We start from the raw sequence: 12,499 nt of genomic DNA on the forward strand, positions 1-12,499 counted from the left end.
CCCTTTTAGTATATAGAGTTTAAAATTAGCTTTCTGATCACAATTATCGGCAAAAAAGTGGATTAGGGCACATTTTAGCTCGCAATTTAAACTAAATGCCATGTGATAAATGGCACTAATTTTGCCTGATAAAATAAATGTTGGTTAAGGAGGCGTAGCATGTCTGCTGCAGAGCAACTTGATACGAGCGTAGAGTACGAAATCCTCTACTTTGAACAGGGGAGAATGCACAGTATGAAAGTGGTCGCTCAAGATAAAAAAGCGGCACTCCATTACTATTTAGAGTGCGGAAAACACAACAATGATTTGTATTCCATTCGCCCAGACAAATAAAAAGCCGCCAATGCTTGGCGGTTCTTTTAATACCTAAAGATATTATTGCGAACGCTAACAAAATTATTTGGTTTCACCAAATCGTTCTAAATACAGGACTGTTGCTGCTGTACGAGATGGCACTTGGAGCTTCTTGAGCAAACTTTTCATGTGTACTTTGACTGTCGATTCAGAAATGAACAAACGGTCAGCGATTTGTTTATTGCGGAAGCCACGCGCAACCTCTTGTAGGATTTGAGTTTCACGATCGGTCAGTGAATCAAATACATCTTCTTGCTCAGAACGTTCACTTAGATACTTCGCTACCGCTTGACTGTACGACTTATCGCCTTCATGTGCTTGCTTTAACAAAGTAACAAGTTCATCTGGCTCAGTGTCTTTTAACAGATAACCATCTGCACCGCTGCGTACGATCGCCTCAATATCCGTTGGGCTATCAGAGACGGTCAAGATTACGATTCGTGCTTCACAGCCATCTGCACGTAGCGCTTTTAGCGTATCCAACCCTGACATGCCTTTCATGTTAAGATCAAGAAGTATTAAATCCACCTTGAGCTCATGCGCTTTAGCGACCGCATCGGCGCCATTACTGGCCTCTGCAATAACTTCAAACTCTGGCTCAAAACTCAACAGCTGATGAATACCACGTCGCATCAGTGGGTGATCATCCACCAGCATTACTTTACACATTGCCAATGTTTACTTCCTTACTATGTTGGAATTCTAGTCTTACGATACAACCATGATTTTTCGATGCATCGATGCTGAGTTTACCATGCAACCTTGTCGCACGTTCTTGCATAATACTCATACCGTAATGATTTAATTTTTCGTCTTGCTGCTCAAAGCCTATACCATCATCGGTGACCGTCACAGTGATCTTTCCATCAGATTCAAGGCATTGGATTTCAATATATCTTGCTTGGGCATGCTTGATCGCATTAATTGTCGCTTCCCTGACCAACAGCAATAGGTGCACCTGCTGATGTGCATCTAATGCTGTCGAAGATAACTCATTCTTTAGCAAGATTTCAGCCGGTGTCTGCTCCTCTAAGGTAGAAACCATCTCTTGCAGAGCCTGACCAAAGCTGCCTTCTTTGATGGTTAGGCGGAAAGTCGTCAACAGTTCGCGTAACTGGGTATATGCGGCCGATAGCCCCGTATCAAGCTCAGTAATGACTTGATTCGTTTGTTCTATCGCTCGCTCATCCGGGATACTCTTTACATTACGCTTTAGGAGTGTTACCTGGATTTTCAAATAAGACAAAGCTTGTGCCAATGAATCATGCAGTTCACGAGCAATGGTCGCACGCTCTTCCATCAATAACAGTTGTTCGGCTTGCCGCTGTGCACGGTTGTAATATACCGCACGAGATAAGATCTGCACAAAGTTATCGATTAGTGCTTCATTAGGGCAAGGTAAGCCCGCTTTCCAATGTAGATAGCCTAAATGCTCTCCATCCAAAGTGAGTGTTTTCCTATGGCATTCACTATCACACCCGTAGTGGCATTGCTCTCCTTCAGTCAAGATCCAATTTGACTCTCCAATTTGGTCGATTTCGAGCATAACGGCACGAATGCCTTCTAGGCTGGCAATGTGTTGCAAAATCGCTTGGAAGTTCTCTTGGCTGATACGTGATGCCGTTAGTTGCTGCGAGGAGTCATACAGCACTTGCAGCGATTGGTTCGCATGTTGCAGTTTGCGTGTTTTTTCATCCACCGCTTGCTCTAAGCCCCGATACAGCTTACCTAAGTCCATCGCCATACGATTAAAAGTACGCGTTAATATACCCATCTCATTATCGCTAGAGACATTAAGTGTCACTTCAAACGAACGGTTCTTAATTTGTTCACTCGCAAACACCAACGCTCGTAATGGCCTTACGACTTCTATTCGAACAAAATGCACAACAAACAAACTTAGACATAGAATGCCGCCTAGGCCTAGCCCACCAATCCACGCTAAGTTAATCAACTTTTGTTCTGAGTAGTTTTGTAACTTAAATACAAACTCATCAATTTGCTGCACAAACCCCGCAACTAACACCAAATACTGAGCCCGATCTTGGCTCTCTAATACCAACTTTAGCTCATGCCAGCGAAGAATAAGGCGGTAATAGTCTTTAGTGATGTCTTTTGGTACAGACCAATGTTGAAGAGCACGCATCGAAGGCGAATAAATCGAGCCTTCAAATAAGTTAATGTGTGATGCATAGTCTACAGATTCACTCTGAATATCATGCGCCAAACGATAACTCTGCATGCGCATAGAACCAGCAACATTCACGGCTTCAGCATCGTTTAAGCTTGACGCCAACGTAACAATCGCGAACCCCGTCGTTACAACAGATAAAAGCAAAATCAGCATCATCGCAGATGCAATTGTGCGCGTTACTGACTTTTTCACATTTTTAAACAACTCGACACTCCGCCTATTTGATAACCTTGCATCCGTATTCACAACACGCATTATCTTTTAACTTTATCAATATGTGATCACCTGCGGTTGAATTTATTGATCCAAAACAACATTACCTCCTAATTAACCCCTTAGAGGTATTTATGCAAATATGTCAAAAACTACAATTTCATGTCCTTAAATGAAAGTTTATTAACAAAGTAAATGATTATGCTTAATTTGGGTTTCAATTGTTGAGGTAACTTAGTGGTAGACCTTTCGAAAAGAAGACTCTTTGCAAAGAAAATACAGCAGGATAACTCTGTACGCCTTCCTTGGTTAGCCAATCCAACACAATTTACGGATGACTGCACCCGCTGCGGAAAATGCATTGAAGCTTGTGAAACAAGAATCATCACTAAAAACGACGGTGGATTTCCTGCGGTCGATTTTGCGATTAATGAATGCACTTTTTGTTACCAATGTGTTGATGCCTGTCCAGAGAAGCTATTTCTAACCGAAGCTGAGCAGCCTTGGCTAGCAAAAGCCGCTATTACAGATAGCTGCTTAGCGAAGCAAAATGTCGAGTGCCGTAGCTGCGGTGACGTGTGTGAGTCAATGGTAATCAAGTTCAAATTAGAACTGGGCAAGGTGGCACAACCGAAATTAGACCTTGATGAATGTAACGGATGTGGCGCATGTGTTTCTGTGTGCCCTACGTCAGCCATCAATGTGAGCAATATAACCGCCTAATGCCCAAGAGGACAAAATTAGGCAACAAAAAGCGAGAGATAACTATGGCACTAAACGAAGTGCACATTTCAAGCATCGTGGTTCATGTCGCCCCTCAACATTTAGAGGCCATAAAAACGCAAATCGAAACGTTCGACAATGCCGAAATTTATGGTGACAGCCCTGAGGGCAAAATCGTGGTGGTGCTAGAAACCGAGAACCAAGGTTTCATCACCGACACTATCGATGCGATTAATAATTTACCGGATGTTTTGAGCACAGTACTGGTTTATCACCAAATCGAAACTGGGTTTGAAGAAACGGAAGAAAAAGACACTGGAACACAACATTCCCAAATCGAGGGTGAAGTATGAAAATGACAAGACGTGCGTTTGTAAAAGCAAACGCAGCTGCATCAGCTGCTGCTGTCGCAGGTATTACACTACCGGCTTCTGCAACCAATCTGATTGCAAGCTCTGATCAAACCAAAATCACATGGGACAAAGCGCCTTGTCGTTTCTGTGGTACTGGCTGTTCTGTTCTTGTTGGTACACAAAACGGCAAAGTGGTCGCGACTCAGGGTGACCCTGAAGCACCAGTAAACAAAGGCCTTAACTGTATCAAAGGTTACTTCCTTTCTAAGATCATGTACGGTCAAGACCGTCTGACTCAGCCTCTTCTACGTATGAAAGATGGCAAATACAGCAAAGACGGCGACTTCGCGCCTGTATCTTGGGATACCGCTTTCGACATCATGGCCGAAAAATGGAAAGCATCACTAGAAACGAAAGGTCCAACAAGCATTGGTATGTTTGGTTCAGGCCAATGGACAGTAATGGAAGGTTACGCGGCCGCTAAAATGATGAAAGCGGGCTTCCGCTCTAATAACATCGACCCGAATGCACGCCACTGTATGGCATCGGCTGTCGTGGGCTTCATGCGCGCATTTGGTATTGATGAACCAATGGGTTGTTACGATGACTTCGAGAACGCGGATTCTTTCGTTCTTTGGGGTTCAAACATGGCAGAAATGCACCCAGTGCTTTGGACTCGCATTACTGACCGCCGTCTAAGCCATCCTCACGTAAAAGTAAATGTGCTTTCTACTTATTACCATCGTTCATTTGAGTTGGCAGATCACGGCTACATTTTCACCCCTCAGTCTGACCTTGCGATTGCCAACTTCATCGCGAACTACATCATCGAAAACGATGCCGTGAACTGGGATTTCGTGAACAAGCACACCAACTTTACTCAAGCAGATACAGACATCGGTTACGGCCTGCGTGACGACGATCCGCTGCAAAAAGCAGCGAAGAACCCGAACTCTGGCAAGCTGACTCCTATCTCATTCGAAGAATACAAAAAGTCAGTTGCGCCATACACAGTGGAGAAAGCATCTGAAATCTCTGGCGTTGAAAAAGAGAAGCTAATCGAGCTTGCGAAGCAATACGCGGATCCAAACACGAAAGTGATGTCGCTATGGACGATGGGTATGAACCAACATACTCGCGGTGTATGGATGAACAACTTGGTTTACAACATCCACCTACTAACCGGTAAGATTGCGACTCCGGGTAACAGCCCATTCTCACTAACTGGTCAGCCATCAGCGTGTGGTACGGCTCGTGAGGTTGGTACGTTTGCTCACCGTCTACCAGCAGACATGGTGGTTGCTAACCCTAAACACCGTAAGATCGCAGAAGACATCTGGAAACTACCAGAAGGTACCATCCCACCGAAACCGGGTTTCCACGCAGTACTGCAAGACCGTATGCTGCATGATGGCGTGCTGAACTGTTACTGGGTTCAATGTAACAACAATATGCAAGCGGGTCCAAACATTAACTCTGAACGTCTTCCAGGTTACCGTAACCCAGACAACTTCATCGTTGTTTCTGACCCATACCCAACAGCAACCGCGCAAGCAGCTGACCTTGTTCTTCCTACCGCAATGTGGATCGAGAAAGAAGGTGCTTATGGTAACGCAGAGCGTCGTACTCAAGCTTGGTACCAACAAGTTGAGACCATCGGTGATGCCAAATCTGATCTATGGCAGGTAATGGAATTCTCGAAACGCTTCAAGATGGAAGACGTGTGGCCAGAAGAGCTACTTGCAAAAGCACCTGAATACCGCGGTAAGACTATGTACGACATGCTGTTCAAAAACGGTCAAGTCGACAAATTCCCTATAGAAGAAGCACGTGAGATGAACGATGATGCTCACCACTTCGGCTACTACGTACAGAAAGGCCTGTTCGAAGAGTACGCGACGTTTGGTCGTGGTCACGGTCACGATTTGGCACCATACGATGTTTACCACACTGTACGTGGTCTGCGCTGGCCAGTTGTTGATGGAAAAGAAACACAATGGCGCTTTAAAGAAGGATCTGACCCATATGCGAAAGCAGGGTCAGGTTGGGACTTCTACGGCAATGCCGATGGTAAAGCGAAGATCATTTCTGCACCATACGAAGCGCCACCAGAAGTACCAAACGAAGAGTTTGACCTATGGCTATGTACTGGCCGAGTTCTTGAGCATTGGCACACAGGTACTATGACTCGTCGTGTACCAGAACTATACAAAGCGGTACCTGACGCGTTGGTTTACATGCATCCTGCTGATGCGAAGAAACGTAACGTACGTCGTGGTGAAGAAGTTCTGATTACAAACAAACGTGGTGAAGTTCGCGTTCGCGTTGAAACTCGCGGCCGTAACCGTCCACCTGAAGGCTTGGTATTCGTACCGTTCTTTGATGCTCGTATTTTGATTAACAAGTTGATTCTTGATGCGACTGACCCTCTGTCTAAACAGACAGACTTTAAGAAGTGTCCAGTCAAAATCACGAAAATTGCTTAACCGTCAAACAACGAATGCAAGGGCCGTCTACTCGGCGGCCTAAAAAGAATTTAAGCCATAAGGCGGAGATGAAATGATGAAAAAATACCTTATCGCACTTTTATCTGTAGGTGCTTTATTGACAGGCGTTGCACAAGCAGAGCTGGATAATCCAGGTGGCACAGGCGGTCTAGACTCACTACGTGGCAGCACGCAACTTGAAGACACTCGTCCTGCAGATGATTTCAAAGACTTTCCAAAAGACCAAATCGTTGCAGACAGCTATGTATATCAGCCGCCACTGATCCCACATAGCATCCGTAACTACGAAGTGTCTTTGAACGCAAACAAATGTCTAGCCTGTCACAGCTGGAAAAACGCTAAAGACGCAGGCGCGACCAAAATCAGTGTAACGCACTACGTTAACCGAGAAGACGCAGTATTGGCAGACATGTCTCCACGTCGCTACTTCTGTTTGCAATGTCACGTTCCACAAACCAGTGCTACCCCACTAGTGGAAAACGAGTTTAAGGCAGTCGATTCGCTTCAGTAATTGAAACGCGAATACTAAGAGGTTACTTATGAAAATACTTAAAGCGTTTTGGAAGAGACTGTCGAGCCCAAGTAAAGCTGCCGCTGGTGTAGTTTTATTCCTAGGCTTCGCTGGTGGTCTTCTGTTTTGGGGCGCATTCAACACGGGTATGGAAGCGACCAACACAGAAGAATTTTGTTCTGGCTGTCACGCTCCTATCGTCGCTGAAATTCAAGAAACGATTCACTACTCGAACCGCTCTGGTGTTCGTGCAATCTGTTCAGACTGTCACGTACCACATGAATGGACCGATAAGATCGTTCGTAAAGTTCAAGCGTCTAAAGAGCTGTTTGCACACTTCGTAACGAAGACTATCGATACGCCGGAGAAATTCCAAGCTCGTCGTGCACACCTAGCAGAACGTGAATGGGTGCGTATGAAGCAGAACGATTCTCTGGAATGTCGTAACTGTCACCAGTTCGATTACATGGACTACTCACAGCAAGGTAAACGTGCTGCGGCCCAACACTCAACCGCTTTGGCTTCAGGCGACAAAACTTGTGTAGATTGTCATAAAGGTATCGCACACAAACTGCCTGACATGCACGGCGTTGAAGGCTGGCAATAAGGAGAAATACAGACAATGAGTAATCTTGAATCCTTTATCTGGCACTTCCTTGGATACAGCGCAATGCCAGTCATTATTCTTTCCGGCTTTATCGGAGTAGCAGCAATCTCTCTATGGCTACTCTCACTAGGTAAGGATAAAGAGGTCTAAACCGCCTCTACCAGTCAACTTTTTGCCCATTTTGTTGACGAAAAACGCCAAGCATCCACTTGGCGTTTTTGTTAATAGCACCAACTCCATACCTTCCACTAATAAAAAAGCGGCCGTAAAAGACCGCAATAACTTACTGCTATAGGGAACTGTCTACGCGCCTTCTAATGGCAGCGTCTGCTTAACGTACTCACCCGGTGCAGGGCCAATCAAAGGGTGGTTTTCAGAACCGATAGAGAAAGGCTCAACTTGCTCTTTCGTGTTGAATGTCAATAGCCATTCATGCCAATGCGTCCACCAAGATCCTTCTTTGTAGTCTGCGTTGCTGAACCATTCATCTGCAGAATCATCAAGGTTATCGTTCAGCCAATAGCCATATTTATTCTTTGCTGGAGGGTTTACAATGCCCGCAATATGGCCTGATTGACCAAGCACGAATGTCTTGTTGCCACCTGTATTCAGCGCACCGCGATAGGTACCCTGCCAAAGCGCAATATGATCTTCTTTCGTAGATATAAAATAGCTAGGAATTTTGATCTTATTCAAATCAATCCATACACCACCAATCTTCACCCCTTTATCTTGAACGAGCTTATTCTCAAGGTAAAGCTCTCGAAGCAGGAAGTTGTGTGAAGCCGCACTTACGTTGGTGCTGTCACTATTCCAATACAATAAATCGAAATCTACTGGGCTATTACCTTTTAGATAATTATCTACGTAGTAATTCCAATACAAACTGTTTTCACGTAGCAGACTGAACGTCACACTCAATGAACGACCATCCATGTATCCCTTTGCGTTATTCTGTGCCTCGACCGCACTGATAATGGTGTCGTTAATGTAAGCACCGACTTCACCCGGCTGAGAGAAATCCAACAACGTGGTAAAGAAGGTCGCTGATTTGATGCGCTTTTTCATACGCTTGGCAGCATAATACGCCACAGTACTGGCAAGCACTGTACCACCAATACAATAGCCAGCCGCATTAATTTGCTCTTGTCCTGTGATGTCTTCAATCGCGGCAACCGCTTTAACTACGCCGTCGGTGACGTAATCTCCAAACTCAACATTCGCTTGAGCTTTACCAGGGTTGCGCCATGACATCATAAAGACACTGTGCCCCTGCTCAAGCAACCAACGCACCATCGAGTTCTTCTCGGTCAAATCGAGAATATAATATTTGTTAATGAAAGGTGGTACGATAAGAAGCGGCGTAGCGTTGACCTTCTCCGTCAATGGACGGTACTGAATCAATTCAAATAAATCATTCTTAAATACCACGTCTCCTTTTGTAGTCGCAACATCGTCCCCTAGGCGAAAAGCGTTATTATTCGTCATCCGAACTTTCAAAATGTCCGCACTCGATTCGAAATCCTCTTTTAACTGCTCTAAACCAGTTAAAAGGTTTTCGCCATTTTGCTCTAGCGTAAGCTTAAGTAGTTCGGGATTGGTTGCGATAAAGTTCGAAGGAGACAGTGCGTTGATCGCCTGACGAGAAAAGAAAATGATACGTTCTTTTGTTTTTTCATCTAAACCGTCTAACGATTCAACGGTATCTAAATAGGTTTTGCTAAATAAAAGATAAGATTGCTTGATGAAGCTATACATCGCTTCGTTTTGCCAAGCTTCATTAGAAAAACGCTTGTCGCCCTTTTCTGCCTCAATAATTTGATTCTGGTTACCAATCAAAGCAACATTTTGCCAAATCTGTAACTGTTGCTCCCACCATTGCGCTTGCAAGTTCAAAAGCTTAGCTGGTTGATTCGCCACTTGCTCGAAGAGTTTGGCAGTATCTTCAAGATTCACTTCTTGCATGGCCTTATTCAAAGGAGAGTTCACGGCTGCCTTGTTGAGTTCGAGATCATGCCACCACTGTTGATTGGTTTCCTGAAGCTTAACAAGATAGTCCGAAAAGAAGTGTTGAAACATAGTCTTACTCCTATACTCGGAAAAAACAACGCCGCCCAGAAAACGGGCGGCGAAAATCTGACAAATTACGCAGGAGTAACAGTCTTTAGGTTTTCCGAAGTCATTTTTTCAACGTCTTCTTTGAACTCTTTTGCGATCGACTGCAGCTTATTGCTATCATCCATCATTTGCTGAGAAAGCTTAGTCAGAACAGCTAGCTGCTGGCTGTTGAATGCGGTAAGAGAAGTCACATCTTTGATTTCAGATGCCGATTTCATTTGATTTAAGCCCACTTCGCTGTAAGTACGAATAGCGTTCAGTTGAAGTTCAGTCAGAACTTCAACGTTCTTAGTCACTAGCTTGTTGAACTTCAGGTATGGTTCAAACGTTTTTTCAGTTTGATCACTAAAAGTTTTGAAGAAATCAGTGTACATGGTTTATCTCCTAAAGAAAGAATTAAAAATTTCCGTTTTAATAACTATTTAACGGCTTTTACAACCACAGCCGTGCCCATACCGCCGCCCACACAAAGTGAAGCAACACCGTACTGACCGTCTTGTTTGTGAAGTTCGTGTACTAGCGTAACCAGAATACGGTTACCCGACGCACCGAGTGGGTGACCCAATGCGATAGCACCACCATTAAAGTTGGCCTTATCTTGAATTGAGCTCACTGGTACTTGGTTAGTTTCTGCCAGTTTATGAATTACACCTAGCGCTTGTGCAGCAAAAGCTTCATTCAATTCATAAACATCGATATCGCTGGTTTTCAGCTCAGCTTTTTGCAGCGCCTTATTCACTGATTCCACAGGACCAAGACCCATAATCTTCGGATCTAAACCCGATTGAGCGTAGCTCACCACCTCAGCAATCGGTGTCAAACCGTGCGCTTGAACCGCGCTTTCTGATGCTAGAATGATGGCACTTGCACCGTCGTTAATGCCAGAAGCGTTCCCTGCTGTCACCGTACCTTCTCGGTCAAACGCAGGGCGCAACTTACTCAGACCTTCTAGCGTTGCATTCGCTTTTGGGTATTCATCTGTATCAAATACGACGGTTTCGCGACGTTGCGTGACTTCTACTGGTACAATTTCGTCTTTGAATTTGCCTGCTTCAATCGCTGCTACGGCTTTTTGCTGACTCGCTAATGCGTACTCATCTTGCTGTTGGCGAGATAAACCGACTTCTTTTGCTACGTTTTCCGCTGTCACACCCATGTGATATTGGTTGTAAACGTCCGTCAAACCATCAGCGATAAGAAGGTCTTTCAATTCCATGTTGCCCATTTTGTTACCGTCGCGCACAACGCTAGGCACAATGAATGGGATTTGTGACATCACCTCAACGCCTGCAGCTACAACGACTTCTGCATCGCCACTGCGAATATGAGAAACGCCATCCATGACGGTTTTCATACCACTGCCGCAAACCATATTCACGCCATAAGCTGGAACTGTTTCTGGAATACCTGCATAGAGTGCCGCTTGACGCCCAACCCCCATGCCTTGGCCAGCGGCAATCACATTGCCGACAATCACTTCATCGACCTTATCGGCAGAAAGTGAGGCAGCCTCAAGTGCGCCTTTAATCGCGACCGCAGCAAGATTACCTGCTGAGGTATTTTTTAAACTTCCACCAAATGCACCAATTGGGGTACGTTTCGCAGCAACAATAAATACTTTTTCCATCATCGATACTCCTTAGTGCATATATAGGCCGCCATTCACCGACAATGTTTCGCCGGTGATGTACGCGCCTGCGTCACTTACTAAAAAGCTCACTGATGCGGCAATTTCTTCCGGCGAAGCCAAACGCCCCATTGGGATCTGATTGGTGATAGACTCCAAGACTTCAGGCTTCATTTTCTCGACCATCGGTGTGCCGGTATAACCCGGTGCAATAACGTTTACCGTAACGCCGGAACGCGCACCTTCATAAGCAAGCGCCTTTGAAAAACCAATCATGCCAGCTTTCGCTGCTGAGTAGTTTACTTGTCCGAACTGTCCTTTCAGACCATTCACAGAAGAGATATTGATGATACGACCACTGCCTTTCTCGCACATTGCAGCAAATACCGGTTGAGTAACATTGAACAAACTGTTTAAGTTGGTGTTGATAACGTCGTTCCACGCTTGAGCGGTCATTTTTTTGAAGACGCCATCTCGAGTGATACCTGCGTTGTTAATGACAACATCAATCGTTCCTTCTTCCTGAAGTAACTGTACCAACTTATCAGAACATTCGATTGTGTTCGTCACGTCTAACTCAAAAAGGCGTACTTGATCTTTATCAAACCCTTTTTCATTAAACCATTCGGAAGCCGACTCGTAGTTTCCAGTTGAGTAAGTTGCAATTATGCGAAAACCATCATTGACTAATTGAGAAGTAATAGCAGAACCAATTCCGCCTTTTGATCCAGTGATCAAAGCCACTTTTTTCATTGTAGACCCCATTCTTTGCAGCATTAATAATTAATCTAAGTAGGACAGAGGTAAATAATTTACCAACTAACGTGTTTTTTATTCTATCGGCAACAATTCCTTTGCAGCCCTTCGCTTTAAATTAACCAAAAAATATTACATATCAATTAAAACTCTAATCACTTTGCATAAAATTGATGTAGATCTCATTCGCAATGAAATATTACAGAAATGTTAATTACATCCAACCCGTTGTTTCTAATTAGATTAAATTTAAAATAGCCCCCTTCAAATGCAATAATAAACCTTTAAATTCAGACGCTTATGAATAAAAAATCATTCGTTACATCAACTGGTGACTTGAGTTCTTACTATTATTTATTTGTGTAAATACTCTAACTAAATTATTTACCCATAATTTAAAACGGTCAAATAAACTATATTTATATTAAACTACCGATAAACATCCTAGGTAATTACATTTGTAGCCTCAAACATAACAGACGCATATATCATTTGTACTATATTATATGAATACATTAAACATTTATTGCCTGCCT

General features: G+C 44.1%; 13 protein-coding genes. 7 read left to right on the forward strand and 6 right to left on the reverse strand.

All coding sequences use genetic code 11. From position 1 onward, the window contains the following. Nucleotides 1-159 precede the first annotated feature (159 nt). Nucleotides 160-333, forward strand: a complete 174-nt coding sequence (locus AK965_RS07590; protein ID WP_099079047.1) for an RNA helicase — start codon at nt 160-162, stop codon at nt 331-333. Nucleotides 334-396: 63 nt separating this feature from the next. Here AK965_RS07590 and AK965_RS07595 read toward each other — a convergent pair whose 3' ends face one another. Together AK965_RS07595 and narQ are read right to left on the reverse strand one after the other, a co-directional pair. Next, entirely contained in the window at nt 397-1,029 is a 633-nt protein-coding gene (locus AK965_RS07595; RefSeq protein ID WP_253252673.1) for a response regulator, read from the reverse strand. Next, complete coding sequence (gene narQ, locus AK965_RS07600) at nt 1,016-2,752, reverse strand: nitrate/nitrite two-component system sensor histidine kinase NarQ (protein WP_099079049.1); 1,737 nt, start codon at nt 2,750-2,752, stop codon at nt 1,016-1,018. The genes AK965_RS07595 and narQ overlap by 14 nt, the downstream gene beginning before the upstream one ends. Nucleotides 2,753-2,998: 246 nt before the next feature. Between narQ and napF the strand changes: the two genes are divergently transcribed. From napF to AK965_RS07630, 6 genes are all read left to right on the forward strand, one after another. Further along, the gene (napF, locus tag AK965_RS07605; protein ID WP_099079050.1) at nt 2,999-3,484 is read left to right on the forward strand and encodes a ferredoxin-type protein NapF; all 486 of its coding nucleotides are present in this window, start codon (nt 2,999-3,001) and stop codon (nt 3,482-3,484) included. A 44-nt stretch (nt 3,485-3,528) separates the two neighbouring features. Continuing rightward, entirely contained in the window at nt 3,529-3,837 is a 309-nt protein-coding gene (locus tag AK965_RS07610) for a chaperone NapD (protein ID WP_099079051.1), read from the forward strand. Further along, nucleotides 3,834-6,323, forward strand: a complete 2,490-nt coding sequence (napA, locus tag AK965_RS07615) for a periplasmic nitrate reductase subunit alpha (protein WP_099079052.1) — start codon at nt 3,834-3,836, stop codon at nt 6,321-6,323. Before AK965_RS07610 ends, napA begins: the two co-directional genes overlap by 4 nt. Nucleotides 6,324-6,399: 76 nt before the next feature. After that, a complete protein-coding gene (locus tag AK965_RS07620; protein WP_099079099.1) occupies nt 6,400-6,855 on the forward strand; it encodes a nitrate reductase cytochrome c-type subunit in 456 nt (151 codons plus the stop codon). Between the two features lie 28 nt (nt 6,856-6,883). Further along, nucleotides 6,884-7,462: a NapC/NirT family cytochrome c gene (locus AK965_RS07625; protein WP_099079053.1), complete on the forward strand. Its 579-nt coding sequence runs from the start codon at nt 6,884-6,886 to the stop codon at nt 7,460-7,462. A 15-nt stretch (nt 7,463-7,477) separates the two neighbouring features. Then, nucleotides 7,478-7,612, forward strand: coding sequence for a TIGR02808 family protein (locus tag AK965_RS07630; RefSeq protein WP_009841022.1), 135 nt, complete (start codon nt 7,478-7,480; stop codon nt 7,610-7,612). Nucleotides 7,613-7,765: 153 nt separating this feature from the next. Here AK965_RS07630 and phaC read toward each other — a convergent pair whose 3' ends face one another. From phaC to AK965_RS07650, 4 genes are all read right to left on the reverse strand, one after another. Next, the gene (phaC, locus tag AK965_RS07635; protein WP_099079054.1) at nt 7,766-9,541 is read right to left on the reverse strand and encodes a class I poly(R)-hydroxyalkanoic acid synthase; all 1,776 of its coding nucleotides are present in this window, start codon (nt 9,539-9,541) and stop codon (nt 7,766-7,768) included. Nucleotides 9,542-9,606: 65 nt separating this feature from the next. Beyond that, entirely contained in the window at nt 9,607-9,954 is a 348-nt protein-coding gene (locus tag AK965_RS07640) for a phasin family protein (protein ID WP_099079055.1), read from the reverse strand. Nucleotides 9,955-9,998: 44 nt separating this feature from the next. Continuing rightward, entirely contained in the window at nt 9,999-11,207 is a 1,209-nt protein-coding gene (locus AK965_RS07645) for an acetyl-CoA C-acetyltransferase (RefSeq protein ID WP_099079100.1), read from the reverse strand. A gap of 12 nt (nt 11,208-11,219) precedes the next feature. After that, nucleotides 11,220-11,960, reverse strand: coding sequence for an SDR family oxidoreductase (locus AK965_RS07650; protein WP_099079056.1), 741 nt, complete (start codon nt 11,958-11,960; stop codon nt 11,220-11,222). Nucleotides 11,961-12,499: the final 539 nt, after the last annotated feature.

Source organism: Vibrio sp. PID17_43, from assembly GCF_002608565.1.
Lineage (GTDB): Bacteria > Pseudomonadota > Gammaproteobacteria > Enterobacterales > Vibrionaceae > Vibrio.

Coding starts and splice junctions, on each gene's coding strand:
- AK965_RS07620 (WP_099079099.1), top strand. CDS start 6,400: ATGAAAAAATACCTTATCGCACTTTTATCTGTAGGTGCTTTATTGACA.
- AK965_RS07640 (WP_099079055.1), bottom strand. CDS start 9,954: ATGTACACTGATTTCTTCAAAACTTTTAGTGATCAAACTGAAAAAACG.
- AK965_RS07630 (WP_009841022.1), top strand. CDS start 7,478: ATGAGTAATCTTGAATCCTTTATCTGGCACTTCCTTGGATACAGCGCA.
- AK965_RS07625 (WP_099079053.1), top strand. CDS start 6,884: ATGAAAATACTTAAAGCGTTTTGGAAGAGACTGTCGAGCCCAAGTAAA.
- AK965_RS07590 (WP_099079047.1), top strand. CDS start 160: ATGTCTGCTGCAGAGCAACTTGATACGAGCGTAGAGTACGAAATCCTC.
- phaC (WP_099079054.1), bottom strand. CDS start 9,541: ATGTTTCAACACTTCTTTTCGGACTATCTTGTTAAGCTTCAGGAAACC.
- AK965_RS07650 (WP_099079056.1), bottom strand. CDS start 11,960: ATGAAAAAAGTGGCTTTGATCACTGGATCAAAAGGCGGAATTGGTTCT.
- AK965_RS07610 (WP_099079051.1), top strand. CDS start 3,529: ATGGCACTAAACGAAGTGCACATTTCAAGCATCGTGGTTCATGTCGCC.
- napA (WP_099079052.1), top strand. CDS start 3,834: ATGAAAATGACAAGACGTGCGTTTGTAAAAGCAAACGCAGCTGCATCA.
- AK965_RS07645 (WP_099079100.1), bottom strand. CDS start 11,207: ATGGAAAAAGTATTTATTGTTGCTGCGAAACGTACCCCAATTGGTGCA.